18 protein-coding genes are annotated in these 19,743 nt (G+C 68.7%); 14 read left to right on the plus strand and 4 right to left on the minus strand.

What is annotated here, in order from left to right; all coding sequences use genetic code 11:
* Window positions 1-51: 51 nt before the first annotated feature.
* Together ACKI2N_RS29430 and ACKI2N_RS29435 are read right to left on the minus strand one after the other, a co-directional pair.
* A complete protein-coding gene (locus tag ACKI2N_RS29430; RefSeq protein WP_426990863.1) occupies window positions 52-783 on the minus strand; it encodes a TenA family transcriptional regulator in 732 nt (243 codons plus the stop codon).
* 285 nt (window positions 784-1,068) lie between these two features.
* A complete protein-coding gene (locus ACKI2N_RS29435) occupies window positions 1,069-2,607 on the minus strand; it encodes a hypothetical protein (protein WP_420998559.1) in 1,539 nt (512 codons plus the stop codon).
* A 422-nt stretch (window positions 2,608-3,029) separates the two neighbouring features.
* Here ACKI2N_RS29435 and ACKI2N_RS29440 point away from each other — a divergent pair, with 422 nt between their 5' ends.
* The 8 genes from ACKI2N_RS29440 (at window position 3,030) to ACKI2N_RS29475 (ending at window position 10,071) form a co-directional block, all read left to right on the plus strand.
* Window positions 3,030-3,962, plus strand: coding sequence for an ornithine cyclodeaminase family protein (locus ACKI2N_RS29440; RefSeq protein ID WP_420998558.1), 933 nt, complete (start codon window positions 3,030-3,032; stop codon window positions 3,960-3,962).
* A gap of 147 nt (window positions 3,963-4,109) precedes the next feature.
* Window positions 4,110-4,841, plus strand: a complete 732-nt coding sequence (locus ACKI2N_RS29445; RefSeq protein WP_426990863.1) for a TenA family transcriptional regulator — start codon at window positions 4,110-4,112, stop codon at window positions 4,839-4,841.
* Window positions 4,842-4,922: 81 nt separating this feature from the next.
* Window positions 4,923-5,273, plus strand: coding sequence for a 2Fe-2S iron-sulfur cluster-binding protein (locus tag ACKI2N_RS29450; protein WP_420992527.1), 351 nt, complete (start codon window positions 4,923-4,925; stop codon window positions 5,271-5,273).
* Window positions 5,274-5,320: 47 nt separating this feature from the next.
* Window positions 5,321-5,623 carry a ferredoxin gene (locus tag ACKI2N_RS29455; protein ID WP_420992526.1) on the plus strand — a complete coding sequence of 101 codons (303 nt, stop codon included), beginning with the start codon at window positions 5,321-5,323 and terminating at the stop codon, window positions 5,621-5,623.
* 106 nt (window positions 5,624-5,729) lie between these two features.
* Window positions 5,730-6,131: a 2Fe-2S iron-sulfur cluster-binding protein gene (locus ACKI2N_RS29460; RefSeq protein WP_420992525.1), complete on the plus strand. Its 402-nt coding sequence runs from the start codon at window positions 5,730-5,732 to the stop codon at window positions 6,129-6,131.
* Between the two features lie 191 nt (window positions 6,132-6,322).
* A complete protein-coding gene (locus tag ACKI2N_RS29465; protein ID WP_420992524.1) occupies window positions 6,323-7,864 on the plus strand; it encodes a hypothetical protein in 1,542 nt (513 codons plus the stop codon).
* A 58-nt stretch (window positions 7,865-7,922) separates the two neighbouring features.
* Window positions 7,923-9,398: a gamma-glutamyltransferase family protein gene (locus tag ACKI2N_RS29470; RefSeq protein ID WP_420992523.1), complete on the plus strand. Its 1,476-nt coding sequence runs from the start codon at window positions 7,923-7,925 to the stop codon at window positions 9,396-9,398.
* Between the two features lie 52 nt (window positions 9,399-9,450).
* Entirely contained in the window at window positions 9,451-10,071 is a 621-nt protein-coding gene (locus tag ACKI2N_RS29475; protein ID WP_420992522.1) for a glutathione S-transferase family protein, read from the plus strand.
* A gap of 18 nt (window positions 10,072-10,089) precedes the next feature.
* On the opposite strand, the gene ACKI2N_RS29480 is transcribed toward ACKI2N_RS29475, so the two are convergent.
* Window positions 10,090-11,277, minus strand: a complete 1,188-nt coding sequence (locus ACKI2N_RS29480; RefSeq protein WP_420992521.1) for a thiolase family protein — start codon at window positions 11,275-11,277, stop codon at window positions 10,090-10,092.
* A gap of 99 nt (window positions 11,278-11,376) precedes the next feature.
* Between ACKI2N_RS29480 and ACKI2N_RS29485 the strand changes: the two genes are divergently transcribed.
* The 6 genes from ACKI2N_RS29485 to ACKI2N_RS29510 all read left to right on the plus strand — a co-directional run bounded on the left by ACKI2N_RS29485 (window position 11,377) and on the right by ACKI2N_RS29510 (window position 18,269).
* A complete protein-coding gene (locus ACKI2N_RS29485; RefSeq protein ID WP_420992520.1) occupies window positions 11,377-11,982 on the plus strand; it encodes a TetR/AcrR family transcriptional regulator in 606 nt (201 codons plus the stop codon).
* 383 nt (window positions 11,983-12,365) lie between these two features.
* The gene (locus tag ACKI2N_RS29490) at window positions 12,366-13,550 is read left to right on the plus strand and encodes an acetyl-CoA C-acyltransferase (RefSeq protein WP_420992519.1); all 1,185 of its coding nucleotides are present in this window, start codon (window positions 12,366-12,368) and stop codon (window positions 13,548-13,550) included.
* A gap of 41 nt (window positions 13,551-13,591) precedes the next feature.
* Complete coding sequence (locus ACKI2N_RS29495) at window positions 13,592-14,407, plus strand: enoyl-CoA hydratase/isomerase family protein (RefSeq protein WP_420992518.1); 816 nt, start codon at window positions 13,592-13,594, stop codon at window positions 14,405-14,407.
* A 2-nt stretch (window positions 14,408-14,409) separates the two neighbouring features.
* Complete coding sequence (locus tag ACKI2N_RS29500; RefSeq protein WP_420992517.1) at window positions 14,410-16,401, plus strand: acyl-CoA synthetase; 1,992 nt, start codon at window positions 14,410-14,412, stop codon at window positions 16,399-16,401.
* A 93-nt stretch (window positions 16,402-16,494) separates the two neighbouring features.
* Entirely contained in the window at window positions 16,495-17,493 is a 999-nt protein-coding gene (locus ACKI2N_RS29505) for a tripartite tricarboxylate transporter substrate binding protein (protein ID WP_420992516.1), read from the plus strand.
* An 80-nt stretch (window positions 17,494-17,573) separates the two neighbouring features.
* Window positions 17,574-18,269: a TetR/AcrR family transcriptional regulator gene (locus ACKI2N_RS29510; RefSeq protein WP_420992515.1), complete on the plus strand. Its 696-nt coding sequence runs from the start codon at window positions 17,574-17,576 to the stop codon at window positions 18,267-18,269.
* 30 nt (window positions 18,270-18,299) lie between these two features.
* Here the strand turns inward: ACKI2N_RS29510 and ACKI2N_RS29515 are convergent, their stop codons facing one another.
* Window positions 18,300-19,439, minus strand: a complete 1,140-nt coding sequence (locus ACKI2N_RS29515) for an OpgC domain-containing protein (RefSeq protein WP_420992514.1) — start codon at window positions 19,437-19,439, stop codon at window positions 18,300-18,302.
* Window positions 19,440-19,743: the final 304 nt, after the last annotated feature.

Consider the following 19,743-nt stretch of genomic DNA (forward strand, 5'->3'; position numbering starts at 1 on the left):
GGCCCCCGCGCGGGGCCGTCGATGCCAATGCAGTCGTGTGCTGCCCTGCCCTCATGCGGCGAGTTCGAGCGCAGGCAGGGGGATTTCCTGTGCGACGTAGTCGTGGTAGAGGGCGGTGGTATAGAGCAGGCGCATCTGCGCGCCGATCTCGCAGATCTTCAGGCAGCGCTGTTGCAGCTCGGGGGTGTTGGCGTGCTCGAGCACGATCTGGTAGCCGCGCTCGCCGTGGATCTCGTCGGAGACGATGTGCAGGTCGAAGAACTCGACTTCCTCGTCGGAGAAGCCGTACTTTTCGCGCAGGGTGGGGGTCTGCTTGCGGTAGATGGAGGGGACCTGGGATTCGAGGCCGACGACGAGTCCGGCGACGGCGACGATGGGGTCCTCGCGCATGGCGACGGCGTAGCACCAGCTTTGCAGGCCGCGGGTGGTGGGGGACATGTTGTCGGGGTCGACGACGCGCTCGCGGGTGGTGCCGCAGGCTTCGGCGAAGCGGATGAGCAGGTCGGTGTGGCGGTCGCCGCCGATTTCCTCTTCATACATATTGGCCAGCAGGAAGTCCTTGGCTTCGGTGAAGCGGTCTGGGGTGCGGGCGTAGATGTAGGCGAGGTAGTCGGCGAAGGGGCCGACGTAGTGGTAATGGTTTTCGGCCCAGCGGGCGAGGTGGTCGCGGGAGAGCTTGCCGCTGGCCCAGGCGACGCTGAAGGGAGCCTTGTTGGCGCTCTTGCCCTTGATGGCGTTTTCGAGTGCGGCGCGGAAGTCTTCGCGGTTCATGAGTTCAGGCATTTGGGGGCTCCGGGGTGGGTTCGAGCTGAGGGACGGGCTTGGCAGCTCTGCCGATGAATCGATATGTAGATTGTATACTATCTACCATATTGACCAAGGTCAATGAGTTTTTGCGCGATCGGTGGAAGTTTTCCGGCGGGCCAGAAGCGCAAAGAAAAAGGCGGTTCCATCGCCCCTCGGGCTGGTGGAACCGCCTTTGCATTCAAACCGCCGCCAGCGACAGGCCGCACGAAGGCTGCACGAAGGCCGCCGCCGGAATGGCGGGGCCGCCTTTCGGGCCGGGGCCTATCTCCAGATCAGCATCGCGCACACGGTGGAAACGCCCAGGCCGATCAGGACCGGCAACAGCAGCGCGCGCACCGCGTCCAGCACCGGCACCCGCGCAAAACCCGCCACCGCGATCAGCGAGGACCATGCGATCAGCGTGCCGCCGCCGGTCCACACCGCGCCCATCTGACCGATCGCCGCCAGCGTGGCCGAGTCGAAGCCGACCACCGGCCCCAGGGCTCCCGCCAGCGTGCCGGTCAGCGGCAGGCCGGCAAAGCCGGAGCCGTCGATGCCGGTGATCATGCCCACCACCAGCACCCCGAAGGCGACCAGCACGTGGTTGTCCGGAATCATGTGCTGGTAAGCCTGGATCAGCTCGAACAGCAGGCTGGGCGCCTTGTCGGCGCTGACGCCCAGGATCTGCGCGGCGGTCTCGCCGGCGCCGACGAAGAAGAAGCCGGCGATCGGCAGCACCGAGCCCATTGCCTTGAAGGCGAACACGAAGCCATCGGTGATGTGCTCGGGGCACACGTCCAGCATCTTGCGCGGCCCTTCGGCGGCCAGCGTGGCCAGCATCATCAGCAAGGCCGCCACGCCGCCGACCAGCGCCGCGGCGTCGCCGCCCTTCAGCTCCGGCAGGCCGGCGCCCATCTTGGGCAGCACCATCACCGCGACCACCGCCAGGAAAGCCAGCGGCGTGACGACGGCAAAACACTTCGACCACTTCACGCGGCGCTGCTCCACCATCGACAGGCTGCGCTCGATATTGGAATCGGTCACGAGCGGCTCGGTGTGCTCGGTGCCGCGCGCGATCTCCGCCTTGTCGAAGGTGCCCGAGTGCTCCAGTTCGGCATCGGTGCCGCTGGCGCGGGCCTGCCACTTGGTCAGCAAGCTGCCGCTGGCCGGCACGATATGCCTGCGCATCGACAGGTAAGCCAGCGTCAGCGCGATGCCGCCCGTGATGATGGACAGCACCAGCGCGCGGTCCGCCACCACCGCGGCGCTGACCGCGGCGCCGGCCGCCTTGGCGCTGATGCCGGGCGCCACGCCGATCACGTAGTCCGACGACAGCGCCATGCCCTGCCCGGCAATGGCGATGGCCATGGCGCCGGCCAGCGGCGGCAGCCCGGCGGCGATGGCCGCCGGCAGCAGGATGGCGGACACCAGCGGCACCGCCGGCGTGGGCCAGAAGAACAGCGAGATCACATAAGTGATGCCAGCCAGGATGAAGAAGGCGGAATGCCCGTTCTTCATCACCACGCGGAACGGCTCCACCATCCGGATATCCGAGCGCAGCGTCTTGAGCGAATTGAGCAGCGCCGTCATGAAGGCGATGACCAGGAAGATGTTGAACAACTCCTTGGCCGCCACCAGGCTGGCCGAAAAAATGCCTCCGAGCGCCGAGACCGGGCTGCCGGTCAGCGCGAACACCACCAGGAACGTACCCAGAATCGACGGTACGACCACGTTGGCCCGCAGGATCATGGTCAGGACGATGACCGCCACGCCCAGTAGATAGATCCAGTGTGCCGCGCCTATCACCACTTCGTGTTGCATGTATTCCCCTTGGATCCTTATCTGTAGAGACCTTTGTACTGTTTCCCGGGGACTATGACTGCCCCATGAACGTATACTATATTCTTGACTGAGATCAAAACAAGCGAAATCTGAAAGGATTAGGGAATGCCCCCGGATTGGTGCGAAGCCTTATATTTCCGCGCTAAAACAGGGATTTCCGGCACCTTTTAAGAGCAGGTTCTATCAGTGCCGGTTGCCGACAGATGCCTTCTCCGTACATTTTATGTAGACTGTATACAAATAAACATCGGGAAGCGCCTCCGGAGACTGTTACCGGCCCGCTCTTGCCGCCCCGACCGCACATGACACCTGATCCTGGCGTTCCCGCCGGCGGCCGCCCCATCGATTTCAACCTGCTTCACCTACCCAGTGCGCCCCCGCGCCATTCGAGGAAACAGACCATGCTGCATATCACCGACGAGATGATCGACCGCCACGTCAGCCCCGCCGACGCCCAGCAAGTCATGCTGGACGCCTTCCGCAGCTTCGGCGAAGGCAAGGCCGCCATGCAGGAACGCATCCGCACCGAAGCCGGCGGCGTGAAGCTGTCCACGCTCGGCGCGGTGATCCCGGAGCAGCAGGTGGCGGGCGCCAAGGTGTACACCACCATCGCCGGCCAGTTCTCCTTCGTCATCCTGATCTTCTCCACCGAAAACGGCCGCCCGCTGGCCTCCTTCGATGCCGGCGCCATCACCCGCCTGCGCACCGCGGCCTGCTCGGTGCTCGCCGCGCGCCACCTGGCCCGCGAAGGCGCCGAGGTACTGGCGCTGTTCGGCGCCGGCACGCAAGGCGTGCAACATGCGCGCCAGCTCGCCGCCACCCTGCCGCTCAAGCGCATCCTGCTGTCCGACCCGTATGCCGATGCCGCCATGCCCGAGCGCCTGTCGCAGTGGTGCGGCATCCCGGCAGCCTTCGCCGAGCCGGACGAAGCCGTCGCCCAGGCCGACATCGTGGTCACCGCCTCGCGCTCCACCACGCCGCTGTTCTCGGGCCATTCGCTCAAGCCCGGCGTCTTCGTCGCTGCCATCGGCTCAAGCCTGCCGCATACCCGCGAACTGGACGACGTGGCACTGGCCCGCGCCAGCAAGCTGGTGGTGGAGTGGCGGCCGCAATCGGTGCGCGAAGCCGGCGACATCGTCCTGGCCGATCCCGCCGCGCTGCCCGCCGAGAAGATCGTCGAGCTGGCCGACGTCGTGACCGGCAAGGTCCGGCCGCGCGCCAGCGAGGCGGACGTGCTGATCTACAAATCGGTGGGCGTGGGCCTGGAAGATGTGGCGCTGGCGGGATTCGCCTACCGGAAAATCCGCGCAGCAGGTGAACTGAAGGTGGCTTGAGCGCGGGAAATCACGCCCGCCGGTAAAAAACCGGAAAAACCGGGTTGACCTGGGCTAAACTGGTAGATAGTATACAATCTACATATCGATTCATCGGCAGGGCTGCCAAGCCCGTCCCTCAGCTCGAACCCACCCCGGAGCCCCCAAATGCCTGAACTCATGAACCGCGAAGACTTCCGCGCCGCACTCGAAAACGCCATCAAGGGCAAGAGCGCCAACAAGGCTCCCTTCAGCGTCGCCTGGGCCAGCGGCAAGCTCTCCCGCGACCACCTCGCCCGCTGGGCCGAAAACCATTACCACTACGTCGGCCCCTTCGCCGACTACCTCGCCTACATCTACGCCCGCACCCCAGACCGCTTCACCGAAGCCAAGGACTTCCTGCTGGCCAATATGTATGAAGAGGAAATCGGCGGCGACCGCCACACCGACCTGCTCATCCGCTTCGCCGAAGCCTGCGGCACCACCCGCGAGCGCGTCGTCGACCCCGACAACATGTCCCCCACCACCCGCGGCCTGCAAAGCTGGTGCTACGCCGTCGCCATGCGCGAGGACCCCATCGTCGCCGTCGCCGGACTCGTCGTCGGCCTCGAATCCCAGGTCCCCTCCATCTACCGCAAGCAGACCCCCACCCTGCGCGAAAAGTACGGCTTCTCCGACGAGGAAGTCGAGTTCTTCGACCTGCACATCGTCTCCGACGAGATCCACGGCGAGCGCGGCTACCAGATCGTGCTCGAGCACGCCAACACCCCCGAGCTGCAACAGCGCTGCCTGAAGATCTGCGAGATCGGCGCGCAGATGCGCCTGCTCTATACCACCGCCCTCTACCACGACTACGTCGCACAGGAAATCCCCCTGCCCGCGCTCGAACTCGCCGCATGAGCGTGCGTTGACCTTGCCATAACGCGGCGGGCATCAAGCGATGCCCGCCGCACCAGAAGAGACCGCTCGCGGGACAGTCGTATGCCGAAAGTCGTATTTCACAAGAACGGCCAGACCTTTGAAGACGAGGTCAAGCCCAATACCAACCTGGTGGTGCGGGCCGGGATCAAGCAGTTTCCGTATCCCAACCTGCGCTACGAGTGCGGCATGGGCAAGTGCTCGAAATGCGCCTGCCGCGTGATCTCCGGCGCCGAGCACCTGCCCCCGCCCAACTGGAAGGAAAAGAAACAGCTTGGCGAGCGGCTCGAACAGGGCTATCGCCTGACCTGCCAGCTCTGGCTGGAGCAGGACATCGAGCTGGAGCAGGACGAGCTGCCGGCGCAAAGCGCCGCCGCCGCGCTCCAGCCGGCCGCGGCGGCCACCAATCCGTAATCCCGGCAATCCGCCGCAACCCACAGCATCAAGCAGGCAGCGCAGTCATGTACGTGATTCTCAGCAGCAAGCCAGGGCAGTTCCGCACCGAGCTCGTCGACGGGCTGGTGGCCGTGGAGGCCTACGACTACCTCTTCTACGGCCGCATGACGGCGCAGTACGTGATCGCCGAACTGGCGCATCCGGTCAAGCTGAAGGTGGTGGAAGAAACCGACAGTGCCGCGCCGCCGCTGATCAACTACGTGCCCTCCAAGTTCCTGGAAAAGTTCGACACGCTCGAAGACGCTCGCGCGGAACTCAGGCACCTGGCCAGCTTCGGCAGCATGGATATCGCGCTGGTCAAGCGCTGAGCCCCGTATCCAGGCCTGCGCGGCAGGCCGTGAAGCAGGCTCGCGAGACAACCCGAGTATGACCGGCACGGTGCCGGGCAGCCCCCTCATGCAATCGGACCGTTCCATGATTGAAATCACCTTCCTCACCAACGACAGCAAGGTCGTCAGCGCCCCCGAGAACAGCAACCTGCTGCGCGTCTCCCTGCGCGAAAAAGGCGGCATCCCCTTCAAGTGCGGCGGCGGCCTGTGCGGCACCTGCAAGTGCAAGATCGAAAGCGGGCTGGAATCCACCGACGCCATCAAGCCCAAGGAACGCCGGCACCTGACCGACGAGCAGTTCGCGCAGGGCTACCGCATGGCGTGCCAGACCTTCGTCAACGGCGACATCAGCGTGTCGTGGGAGCCGCAGGCCGGCCCCGCCAAGCCGCTGTCGATCGCCGTGCGGCCGGCCGCGGCCGCGGCGCCGGCCGCCGCCCCGCAAGCGCCCGCCGCCGCGCCGGCGGCCAGCACCACCGACGCCGAATAGGCTGACAAGCCCGCGCGGCCCGCAGCCATGCCGCGGGCGGGCGGCCCGCCGCAGGATGCGTTTGCCGCACCCGGCGGCGGCCGGCGCGCGCCAAAGTTTGCCGCCCGGGCGCAAGGCCGGATACGATGCCGCCTCTGCACAGACCGGCAACGCCAGCCCCAGGCCTGCCGGCACAGGAGACAAGCCCCCAAATGGATTCACATATCGCCCTCGGCGCGGCCCACTGGGTCTACCTCGCCGGCGTGTTCGCCATCGTCCTCACCATGGTGTTCCGCGCCAACGTGGTGGTGCCCGCGATCATCGCCACCTTCCTGGTCACGCTGGCCTGGACCCACAGCCCCGTCACAGCGCTGGCCAGCATCTTCAACGCCAGCTTCGTGGCCGCGCGCGAACTGTTCAACATCTTCCTGGTGATCGCGCTGATGACGGCGCTGCTCAACTCGCTCAAGGCGCTGCGCTCGGACGTGCGCATGGTCGAGCCGTTCCGCGCGGTGATGAAGAACGGCCATGCGGCCTACTTCATGCTGGCTGCCATCACCTACGCCATCTCGCTGTTCTTCTGGCCCACCCCGGCAATCCCGCTGGTGTCCGCCATCCTGCTGCCGGCAGCCATCGCCGCCGGGCTGCCGCCGCTGGCGGGCGCCATGGCCATCGCCATCGCGGGCCAGGGCACGGCGCTGTCGTCCGACTACGTGATCGGGGTGGCGCCGGGCATCAGCGCCAAGGCCGCCGGCGCCGCGGTCAGCGCCGCCATGGTGGCGGACCGTGCGCTGGTGCTGTCGCTGATCACCGGCGGCATCGCGCTGACGCTGGCCTATGTCTCCATCCGCGGCCATATCCGCCCCGCCAGCGCCGGCCTGCTGGAGCGCTGGCAAGGCCGCGCGCCCGATGCCGCGCTGGCGCGCGTGGAAGCCGCCGGCAGCTTCGACAAGAGCGAGCTGGCGCGCGGCACCGCGCACGGCGAGCCGCTGGTCACCGATGCCAATATCGCGCGCAGCCTGTCGATGGTGGAGCGGCGGCGCATCAAGTGGTCCAAGGCTTTCGCCCTGCTCACCCCGCTGGCCTTCGCCGCGGTGATCATGCTGATGGTCTCGCCCAAGCTCGGCCTCGGCGTGGCCGAGCTCAAGGGCGGCGAAGCGGCCGCCATGGTGGGCGGCACCGCCGCGCTGCTGATGATCCTGTGCACGCTGGCCGCCGAAGGCCCGCGCAAGATGCTGGACACCAGCGCCGAGCACATCACCGACGGCTTCGTCTTCGCCTTCAAGGCGATGGGCTCGGTGCTGCCGATCGCCGGCTTCTTCTTCATCGGCGCGGGCGACACCGCCGGCGCCATTCTGCAGACCGGCGCCGGCCATGCGCCCAGCCTGCTGTTCGAGCTGATCCAGGGCGCCGAGAACTGGATTCCCAGCAACCACGTGCTGGTGGCCTTCGGCGTGCTGCTGGTCGGCATGATCACCGGCATCGACGGCTCCGGCTTCGCCGGCCTGCCGCTGACCGGCACGCTGGCCGGCGCGCTGGGCCCCACCGTCGGGCTGGATGCCGCCACGCTGTGCGCGGTGGGCCAGATGGGCGCGGTGTGGACCGGCGGCGGCACGCTGATCGCGTGGTCCTCGCTGGTGGCCATCGCCGGCTTCGCGCGCGTGCCGGTGCTCGACGCCGTGCGCGCGCTGCTGGTGCCGGTGCTGGCCGGCCTGGCGGTGTCGACCATGTGCGCCGTGGTGCTGTGGCGCTGAAACGCAAGAACCCGAATCCCCTCCCCCTGATGCACTTCAACCTGATGGAGCGAACCGCATGACAACCGCAATCCCGCCCGAAGGCGTGCACGCGCCGCACTGCATGGTCGCCACCGGCCACCCGCTCGCCGCGCAGGCCGCGCTGCGGGTGCTGCGCGAAGGCGGCAGCGCCGTGGACGCGGCGCTCGCGGCCGACGCCATCCTCGGCGTGGTCGAGCCCATGGCCACCGGCATCGGCGGCGACATGCTGGCCATGATCGTCGAGCCCGACGGCCATGCGGTCAGCTACAACGGCACCGGGCGCGCGCCCGCGACGTTTCCCATGGCGGCGCTGGCGGACCTGCCCAACCAGCGCATTCCCGAGCGCCACGCGCTTTCGCTGACCACGCCGGGCGCGGTGCGCGGCTGGGAGGACCTGCACCGCCGCTATGGCCGCATGGACTGGAAGTCATTGTTCGCCCCGGCCATCGCGCTGGCGCGCGACGGCTTCGCGGTGGCGCCGGTGGCGGCGCGCGAATGGGCCGTGTTCGACCGCGTGCTGCACAAGGACCCGGTCTGCGCCGCGCTCTACCGCGCGGGCCGGCCGCCGGCGGCCGGCGAGACCTTCGGCAACCCGGAACTGGCCAGGGTACTGAGCGCCATCGCCGCCGAAGGTGCCGATGCCTATTACCTGGGCGCGCCCGCCCAGGCGGCCGAGACCGCCAGCCGCAATGCCGGCGGCGCGCTGGCCGCGGCCGATTTCGCGGCCCACCGCGGCGACTTCTGCACGCCGGTTTCCACCGAGTTCCGTGGCCTGACCATCCTCGAATGCCCGCCCAATACGCACGGCGTGGCCATCCTGCACGCGCTCGACGAACTGGGCCAGCTCGATCCGGCCCTGCTGGCCGAGGACGATCCCGCCGCCGTGCTGCGCACCGTGCGGGCCATGGGCCGCGCCATGCAATACGCCAAGCAGACCGTGGCGGACCCGGCCGGCAACACCGTCTGCACGGTGGTGGTGGACCGCGACGGCCTCGCCGTCACGCTGATGACCAGCATCTTCAAGCGCTTCGGCTCGGGCATCGCCGTGCCGGGCTGCGGCTTCGTGCTGCAGAACCGCGGCTTCGGCTTTGCCGGCCCCGGCCACATAAACAGCCCGGCGCCGGGCAAGCGCCCTTATCACACGGTGGTGCCGGGCGCGGCGCTGCGCGACGGGCGTTTCCATGCCGGCTTCGGCGTGGTGGGCGGGCTGATGCAGCCGCAAGGCCAGCTGCAGTTGCTGGTGCGGCTGGCCGCCTGGCAGCAGCCGCTGCAGGCCGCGCTCGATGCGCCGCGCTGGCGGCTGGAGTCCGACACCGCGCTCGCCATCGAAGCCGGCATGGCCCCGGCCATCACCAAGGCCTTGCGCGACGCCGGCTACAGCGACCCCGCCGGCCTCGGCGAGCTGGGCGGGCGCAGCGATTTCGGCGGCGCGCAGATCGTCATGCGCGATGCCGCGGGCGGCCTGCGGGGCGCGTCGGACAAGCGCAAGGACGGCATCGCGCTGGGCGAATAAGCACGCGGCGCCCCCCTTCACCACATCCAACCAACCAGCCGGAACCGCATCCGTGACCCTGAAGATCTACGGCATCGCCGCCTCGCGCGCCATCCGCCCCTTGTGGGCGGCGGAAGAACTTGGCCTGCCCTACGAGAACATTCCCCTGCACTACGCTTCGCCGCAAGCCAAGGCGCCGGCCTACCTGGCGATCAATCCCAACGGCCTGGTGCCGGCCATCGACGACGACGGCCTGGTCATCTACGAATCGCTCGCCATCACCATGTACCTGGCGCGCAAGCACGCGGGCCGCGTGCTGTGGGACGGCACGCCGCGGCAGGACGCCCATATCCTCCAGTGGACCCTGTGGGCCGCCACCATGGTCGAGCCGCTCACCACCCAGTTCGCCCAGCACTCGCGCCTGCTGCCGCAAGCGCAGCGCGACTCGGCGCAGGCCGCCGCCGCGCTGGCCGCATTGCGCAAGCCGCTCGCCGTGCTCGACGCACACTGCGCGCGCCAGCCGTACCTGCTCGGCGACAGCTTCACCGTGGCCGACCTCAACGTCGCCGCAGTGCTGCACCGGCTGGCGGACCTGGACGCAGCGGACCTCGCCGGCGTGGCCGCCTGGCACCAGCGCTGCGTGACGCGGCCGGCCGCGCAGCGGGCCTTCGCCCTGCGGCAGAAGACCGCGTAGCGCTGCCGCCGCGCCGCCTCAGTCCAGCGCTTCGAGCGCCAGCGCGATGCCCTGGCCGCCGCCGATGCACAGCGTGACGATGCCCCGGCGGATCCCGTCCGCGCGCATCGAATACAGCAGCCGCGTGGTCAGCACCGCGCCGGTGGCGCCGATGGGGTGGCCGTGCGCGATGGCGCCGCCATCCACGTTGACGATGTCGAGCGGCAGGCCCAGCTCGCCGGCCACCGCCAGCGGCACGGCGGCGAACGCCTCGTTGATTTCCACCCGCTCGACGTCGTCCAGCGCCCATTGGGCGCGCTGCAGCGCCTGGCGCACGGCCGGCACCGGGCCAAGGCCGAACAGGCCCGGCTCGACCGCCCCCACGCCGTAGGCCACCAGCCTTGCCATCGGCGCCAGCCCCTTCGCCTCGGCCAGCGAGCGCTCGGCCACCACCACCGCCGCCGCGCCGCTGTTGAGCCCCGGCGCGTTGCCCGCCGTGATGGTGCCGTTCTTGCGGAATGCCGGCCGCAGCTTGCTGAGCACCTCGTAGGTAGTGTCCGGCCGGTTCGCCTCGTCCACGCTGAACGTCGCCGTGCCGCCCTTGCCCTTGACCGGCACGCCCACGATCTGCGCGGCGAAGCGGCCCTGCTCCTGCGCGCGCGCAAAGCGCTGCTGCGAGCGCTCGGCCCAGCGGTCCTGGTCTTCGCGGGTCAGCTTGCAGCGCTCCACCAGATCCTCGGTATGCCAGCCGGAATGCTCGCCCGAGAACGCATCCACCAGGCCGTCGCGCAGCATGCTGTCGTGCAGCACCGCGTCGCCCATGCGGCTGCCCCAGCGCCCGGCCGGCATCAGGTAGGGCGCCTGGTCCATGTTCTCCATGCCGCCGGCGATCGCCACGTCCACGTAGCCCAGGCGGATCTCGTCGGCCGCGCTGGCGATGGCCTGCGCGCCGGAGCCGCACACGCGGTTGACCGTCATCGCCGGCAGCGAGACCGGCAGGCCGGCGCCGCGCGCGGCCTGGCGCGCCGGATTCATCTTGTTGCCGGCCTGGATCACGTTGCCGAACACCACGCTGCCGACCAGGTCCGGGTCGAGCCCGGAGCGGCGGAAGGTCTCCGCGATCACCGCCGCGCCGAGTTCGGTCGCCGGCGTCGATTTCAGTGCGCCGTTATAGGCCCCGATTGCCGTGCGTACCGGATGGCATAGCACCACGTCTCTCGCTTTCATCACATCGCTCCTGGTTTGGGTGAACATTCCGCCCATGCGGCATTCGATTGAATTATGGTCATCATACTAAAGAACGGAAAAGAGGATCGGGCTCTTGATATGATGATCGCCATCCAACGGGCCGCGCCGCCCTTCAACCTACGGAGTCCAATCGTGCGTTACTCGCCGGAACACAAGGCCGAAACCCGCAAGCAGATCGTCGAGTCGGCCGCGGCCGAGTTTCGCCGGCACGGTGTCGATGGCATCGGCGTTGCGCAACTGATGCAAAGCGCCGGCCTGACCCACGGCGGCTTCTATGCGCACTTCGATTCCCGCGACGCCCTGGTCGCCGACGCGGTCGATGCCGCCTTCGACCAGACCATGGCCGCCCTCGAAGAGGCCGCGTCCGCGGCGCCCGCGCGGCAGCGCAAGCGCGCCATCCTGCACGCCTACATGAACAAGAAGCACCGCGACAAGCCGGCCAGCGGCTGCGCCATCGCCGCGCTCGGCGCGGACGTGTCGCGGCTCGACGCCGGCACCCGCAAGCGGTTCGAGGCGCGCGTGGCGTCGCTGATCGCGCTGATAGCCGGCGACGAGAGCGAGTCGTCGCGCAAGGACGCGATCCTGATGCTCGCCACCATGGTCGGTGGCCTCGTGCTCGCGCGCGCGGTGCGCTCGGAAGCGCTGTCCACCGAGATCGTGGATACCGTGCGGGCGGCGCGATAGCGGCGCAACTCCGCCGCCGCGCCTGCGCGCCGTCATTTCTGCGCGATGACGCGGGCGCCGCTTCTCCGCGCTTTTCCTTCTGCGCTTTTCCTTCTGCGCTTTTCCTTCCGCGCTTTTCCTTCCACGCCTCCCCTTGCCGTAGCTCCATCGAGGTAAACCCGCGCCAGGCTGTCTGGCGCTTGACCTGCGGAAATCCGCTGCCTAGCATGTAGACAGTGGATACACCGGCGAGACGTCCAGCGCCGGGCGGGCAGGAACGCAGGCAGACGCACTCCATTCCGGCAACAGGCCGGATCGTTCCGCCCAAATCTATCCACTGTCTATATAAACCGCGCGACGGGAGCGTATGCCCCCGTGCGGATACCCATGTCAAAGGAGAACCCATGTCTCGCGCAGTGATCGTTTCCTACGCCCGCACCCCCATCGGCAAAGCCGGACGCGGCGCTTTCAACCAGACGCACGGCGCCACCATGGCGGGCCACGTCATCGAACATGCCGTGAAGCGCGCCGGGCTCGACGGCGGCGAAGTGGAAGACATCATCTTCGGTTGCGGCCAGCCGGTGGCGGCCACCGGCGGCAACGTCGCCCGCGCCGGCGCCATCCGCGCCGGCCTGCCGGTCTCGGTAAGCGGCACCACGCTCACGCGCTTCTGCGCCTCCGGCCTGCAGGCGGTCGCGTTTGCCGCGCAGCGCGTGCTGATCGACAAGGTGCCGGTCATGGTCGCCGGCGGCGTCGAGTCGATCAGCCTGTCGCAGCCGGTCACGCTCAAGGTGGCGCAGCAGGAAGCCTGGCTTGCCGAGCACCGGCCGGATGTGTATCTGCACATGATCGACACCGCCGAGATCCTGGCCCGGCGCTACGGCATGTCCCGCGAGCGCGCCGACGCCTTCTCGCTGCGCAGCCAGCAGCGCACCGACCGCGCCCAGCAAGCCGGCCTGTTCAAGGACGAGATCGTGCCGCTGGCCACGCTCAAGGGCGTGACCGACAAGGCGACCGGACAGACCACCACCGAGGCGTGCCTGCTGGAGGCGGACGAAGGCAACCGCCCCGACACCACGCTGGAAAAACTCAGCGCCCTGCCCCCGGTCAAGGGCGAGGGCTACCAGGTGACCGCCGGCAACGCCAGCCAGTTGTCGGACGGCGCCGCGGCCCTCGTGGTGATGTCCGAGAAAGAAGCGCAGCGGCGCGGCCTGGTGCCGCTGGGGTACTTCGTCGGCCTGGCAACCGCCGGCGTGGAACCGGACGAGATGGGCGTCGGCCCGGTGCGCGCGGTGCCGCGCCTGCTGGAGCGCAACGAGCTGACCGTGGACGACATCGACCTGTGGGAACTCAACGAGGCGTTCGGCTGCCAGGCGCTGTACTGCATCGACCGGCTCGGCCTGCCTGAGGACCGCGTCAACGTCAACGGCGGCGCCATTGCGATCGGCCATCCCTATGGCATGACCGGCGCGCGCCAGGTCGGCCACCTGCTGCTGGAGGGCCGGCGCCGCAAGGCGAAGTATGGCGTGGTGACCATGTGCGCCGCCGGCGGCATGGGCGCGGCCGGCCTGTTCGAGTTCATCCACTGAGCCGCGGGCAACGCCGTAAAACGCAAACAGGAGACCAGCCAATGACAACCAATCCGACCCATCCCGCCGCCAACGTCACCGAGTACGACACCGTGTTCGTCGACCGCGACGGCAGCTGCGGCATCGTCACGATGAACCGGCTCGAGAAATACAACGCGCTCAACGCCGCGCTGCGCAACGACATCTACGCGGCAATGTCGGCGCTGATGGCCGACAAGACCATCCGCGGCATCGTCCTGTGGGGCGGCACCAAGGCGTTCGTCTCGGGCGGCGACCTGGTCGAGATGCTCAAGCGGCGCCCGATCGACGCCTTCGGCCCCACCAGCGGCGCGTCCGATCTGTGGGCGCTGATCCACCACAGCACCGTTCCGGTGGTGGCGGCCATTGCCGGGCCCTGCTTCGGCGGCGGCCTGGAGCTGGCGATGGCCTGCGACCTGCGCGTGGCCGCAGACAACGCGCTGATGGGACAGACCGAGACCAACGTCGGCCTGATCCCGGGGCGCGGAGGCACCCAGCGCCTGGTGCGGCTGGTGGGGGCAACTCGCGCCAAGGAGATGATCTTCACCGGCGAGATCATCAAGCCCGACGAGGCCTACCGCATCGGCCTGGTCAACAAGGTAGTGCCCGCCGCGCAGCTGCTCGACGAGGCCAAGGCCTACGTCCACCGCATTGCCGAGAAGTCGCCGCACTCGATCGCCATGGCCAAGCTGATGATCAACAACGGGCAGGACACCAACCTGGACACCGCGCTGATGATGGAGCAGCTCGCCTTCGCCACGCTGTTCAGCACCGACGACATGCACGAAGGCGGCGATGCCTTCCTCAACAAGCGCCGTCCGGCCTATCGGGGATCCTGACCATGACGCATGCCACCATGGAAGCCACCGCCCGCGCGGCAGGCGCCGCCCGCCCGCAGCCGGACATCTACCAGCCCCGCCTGCAAGTGGCCACGCTCGCCGACATAGAGCGCTTCGAGCAAACCCCGCTGTCGGCGCGCAACCTGCCGGCGAGCACCTATGAACTGCTGCGCCTGGCGCGCGACCGCGCCCCCGACGCGCCCGCGCTGCATCACTTCGCCTCCGGCGACGAGCTCGAGCGCGCCACCACCGTGACCCACGGGCAACTGTTCGGGCGCATCACCCAGACCGCCAACCTGCTGCATTCGCTCGGCCTGGGGCCGGCCGACGTGATCGGCATCCTCATGCCGGTCGCGCCCGAGTCGCAATACGCGATCTGGGGCGCCGAGGCCGCCGGCATCGCCTGCCCGGTCAACTGGATGCTGGAGCCCGAGATCATCCGCGCCCTGCTCGCCAACGCCGGCGCCAAGGCGGTGATCGTGTACGGGCCCGACCCGGACATCGAGGCGTGGAACAAAGCCATGCTGATCCGCCCGGACCTGCCCGGGGTGCGCCACTGGATTAAGGCCGGCGGCGGCCCGGCGAGCGACGGCGGCATCGTCGACCTGCTGGCCGAGCTGCCGCGCTTCGGCGCCGACACGCTCGACAGCGGGCGCCGGATCGCGCCCGAAGACACCGCCTCGATGTTCCACACCGGCGGCACCACGGGCACGCCGAAGCTGGCCCTGCATACCCACGGCAACGAGGTCTTCATGGCCTGGGTCAGCGGTATGCAGTACGACGTGCAGCCCGACGACGTGCGCGTCTGCGGCGTGCCGATGTTCCACGTCACGGGCGTGCTGACCAACTGCCTGATGCCGCTGGCGCGCGGCGCCTCGGTGGTCATGCTGACCTCGGGCGGCTGGCGCGACCCGTCCGTGATCCGCAACATCTGGCGCATCATCGAGCGGTTCCGCGTCACCACCATCAGCATGGTGCCGAGCGTGGTCAACATGCTGCTGAACATCCCGATCGAGGATGCCGACATCAGCTCGCTGCGCGCCGCGACCTGCGGCACCGCGCCGCTGTCGACCGCCATCGCCGAAGCCTTCGGCAGCAAGACCGGCTCGGCCATCCTGGAAGGCTACGGCCTCACCGAAGGCACCGCGCTGAGCGCCTGCAACCCGCGCTACGGCGAGGCGCGCACCGGCTCGATCGGATTCCGCAAGGCCTACCAGCAGATGAAGGCGGTCAAGGTGGCCGACCACCGCATCGTGCGCGATTGCGAGCCGGGCGAACCGGGCGTGGTGGTGGTGCGCGGCCCCAACGTCTTTTCCGGCTACCTCGACCCGAAGCACAACCGGAACATCTGGTTCGAGGGCGGCTGGTTCAACACCGGCGACCTCGGCTACATGGACGCGCAAGGGTATTTCTGGCTGACCGGCCGCGCCAAGGACCTGATCATCCGGGGCGGCAACAACATCGACCCGCGCATGATCGAGGAAGCGCTGTACCGCCACCCGGCGGTGTTCGACGCCGCCGCCATCGGCATTCCGGACGCGCACGCGGGCGAGCTGCCGGTAGCCTATATCGCCCTCAAGCCCGGCAGCGACTACCCGCTCGGCCGCCTCAAGCACTATGCCTACGAGGCGATTCCCGAGCGCGCCGCCGTGCCCAAGCAGCTCTACCTGGTCGACACCATCCCGAAGACGGCGGTGGGCAAGATCCAGAAGAACGTGCTGCGCGGCGACGCCATCCGGCGCGCGCAGCAACAGATGCTGGCGGATGCCACGGCAAACGCGGCGGATGTGGCAAACGCGGCGGGCACGGCCACCCCGGCAAACGCCCCGGTCCCCGTGCGCGACATCCGCGTCGAGGACCGCGGCGACCTGGGGCTGACCTCCACGCTGGTGCTGCCCGCCACCCTGAGCGACACCGAACGGGCCGCGGCACTGGCCACCATCGACACCGCCTTCGCCACGCTGACCATCAAGTATTCCGTGGTGTACGAGTAGGCCCGGGCGGGCCCGGGCAGGCCGGAACGCAGTCCGGGCAGTTCGAACGAACCAAAGCAGATCGGAAGCGCATCGACAAGAAAGGAGACAACCATGACCACCCTCACCACGGCCCGGCGCCTTGCGGCCGGCATCGCCGGCGCCGCCGGCTTGCTGCTGCTCGCGCACCATCCCGCGCTCGCGGAGAAGCCGGCGGATTACCCCACGCATCCGATCCGGATCATCGTGCCCTACGCGGCCGGCGGCGGCACCGACATCATCGCCCGCACCGTGGGCGCGGCCCTCTCCCGGCAACTGGGGCAGGCGGTCGTGGTGGACAACCGGCCCGGCGGACAGACCGTGGTCGGCTATTCGATCGCGTCGAAAGCCGCGCCGGACGGCTACACCTTGCTGCTGAACAACTCCGCGCACAGCATCCAGCCGGCCCTGTTTAAGGACCTTCCCTACGACGCCATCAAGAGTTTCCGGGGCGTGGCGGAGATCGCGGCGGCACCCGTGGTGTTCGTGGTGGACCGCAAGCTGCCGGTGACGGACCTGAAGAGCTACCTGGCATACGGCCGGAGCGCGCCCGCCAGGCTCAACTTTGGCTCCTTCGGCGCCGGCACCGGCTCCCACCTGTGGGGCGAGGTGCTGGCCTCGGTCACCGGGCTCGACATGATGCACGTGCCCTACAAAGGCTCGGCACCGGCCATCCAGGACCTGATCGGCGGCCAGATCAACGGCCTGTTCGTCGATCCGCTGGCGATCAAGCCGCATATCCAGGCCGGCACGGTGCGCGCGATCGGCGTGACCGGACCGCGCCGCTGGAAGGGCCTGGAGAGCGTGCCCACCTTCGCCGAGCAAGGCTACCCGCAGTTCGCCGACGTGGGCTGGTTCGGCCTGTTCGCGCCGGCCGGCACGCCGGACGCCATCGTCAACCGCCTCAGCGCGGAAGTCGCCAGGGCGGTGGCGGTACCCGAGGTCAAGGCCAAGCTGCAGGAGCTGGGGACGGAGCCGAGCGGCACCACGCCGGCCGTGTTCGATGCCCAGATCCGCAAGGACGCGGACCGCTGGGCCCGGGTGGTCGCCGAAAAACACATCACCCTGCAATAGGCGCGGCCCGGCGGTTCCGGGGGAACGCGGTGCGGTTGGCGCTACCATGTAGGCCTGACGACACCGCGAATGGCAACACCATGACCAACGCTAGCCCCCCCGCGCCCCGCCTGAGCTACCACCACGGCAACCTGCGCGAAGAGATGATCCGCTGCGGCAGGGAAATCCTGGCGGCCGAAGGCGTGCATGGGCTGACGCTGCGCTCGGCGGCCCGGCTCGCCGGCGTCTCGCACGGGGCGCCGCGCAACCAGTTCGCCGACAAGGAGGGACTGCTCGCCGCCATTGCGGCCGACGGCTTCCGCGAGCTGGTGGCGATACGGCGCGCGCGGATGTCGCCCGAGATGACGGCCGAGGCGCGGCTGCTGACCGTGATGGACGGCTATATCGAATTCGCCGTCAGGCATCCGGCGCTGTTCTACCTGATGTTCGGCCCGCAGATCGTGGGCAAGGAGAACTATCCCGAACTGCTGGAGGCGGGCGCCGCCTCGTACCAGTTGCTGTATGGCGCGGTGCGGGACTACTTCGGCGAGAACGGCCTGGCCGAGCAGTTCGACGACATGATGGTGCGCTGCGCATGGTCCGCCATGCACGGCGTCAGCATGTTCTTCAGCGCCAAGCCGACCGGCCCCACCACGCGCCCGAAGGTGGCGCTGGCCCAATGGCGGCAGGGCGTGCAGCAGTTCGTGCTGACCGGCCTGCTGGCCGCCGGCCGCGAGAAAGCCGCCGCCGCCGCGCCGAAGCCGAAGTCGCGGCCGAAGGCCACGGCCCGGCCATAGACGGCTATCCGGCCCGGCCGCGCGCGGCCGTCAGGCGGCCGCCGCCGCCTTGCGCTCCTCCTTGCGCCGCCCCCACCAGCCGCCGATCACCAGCAGCAGCGCCACCGCCACGATGTCGCCGCCGAGCGCGATGGGCCGCGAAGGCCGCCCGCCGGCGATGCCATAGGTAAAGCCCTCGATCACCACCGACACCACCGCGCCGAACACGAAGCAGAACAGGCTGTGGCGGCCGATCTGCACCACCGGCCCCATCACCGCAGCCAGCCGCGCCACCCAGCCCGCGCGCACCGCCAGGTAGGCCAGCCACGCCAGCCCGAGGAAGCTCGCCACGCGCAGCGCGGCCAGGCTCTGCTTGGGCAGCGGGAACACCATGGTCGGCAGCCACGCGGGCAGCCACGGCTCGTACACGTGCGGGCGCATCCACAAGTAAGCCAACAGCACGCCGGCCAGCGTCATCGCCACCGCCAGCACCGTCACCACCCAGCGCACCAGTGGCTGGCGCGGCAGGATCACGTCCGGCCGCAGGCGCGACATCAGCCCCAGGCCGAACATCAGTTGCCACGCGAACGGGTTGAAGCTCCAGCCATTGCCGTCGCTGCTCGGCAGCAGCGGCGTGAGCATCGGCGCCATCAGCCACAGCAGCGCGCTGGCGCCGACGAAGGTCAGCGGCCGCGCGCGCGCCATGCGGATCGACAGCGGCGCGCACAGGATGAAGACCGCGTACATCGGCAGCACGTCCGAGACAAAAGGCTGCCGCGCCACGCTGAACACCTCGATCAGCGTGCTGAACGGATGCGCCATGAAGACCGGCGCCTCGGTGGACACCACCGCCGGCGCCGGCACGCGGGCGAGCGCCAGCAGCAGGCCGAACACCAGCATCAGCAACCCGGTCAGCACGAAGGCCTTGTAGATTTCCCAGCTGCGCCGCACCAGGCGGTTCTGCGCGGCGGCCACGCCGTGCCGCGCCTCCATCGCCAGGAAGGCGGAACTGGCCGAATAGCCGGCCAGGAAGACAAAGATCTCCGCCGCATCGAAGAACGCGAAATTGCGGATGGTGTAGTCGGCCAGCACGCTGCCGTTCACGTGGTCCACCACGATGAAGATCAGCGCCACGCCGCGAATCAGGTCAACCTCAGTTCTGCGCTGGGTTTCGTTTATCGCCAAAAGCATCTCCTGCGCATTTCCTGCGCATTCCTGCGCATTCCTGCGCATGTCCTGCATTTACCCGGCAGCAGGCTCCCGACGAGCGCCACGCTGCCCCCGGACCCGTCATATGGCGGATCCGTTACCCATTTCATTGTGAAACCGGCACGTTGGACAGGGCGGATGCAAAAATGTGCCGCGTCCGCGACGCGGCCAGGCCCTGGCGACGAACGCACCGGGCGAGATGATACGGCATATTGGGGATTACCCTAGGACGGAGCCGCCAAGGGCTTGAGAAAGGGCTTGAGAAAGGGCTTGAGAAAGGGCTTGG

Source organism: Cupriavidus sp. 30B13, from assembly GCF_049059565.2.
Classification (GTDB): Bacteria; Pseudomonadota; Gammaproteobacteria; order Burkholderiales; family Burkholderiaceae; genus Cupriavidus.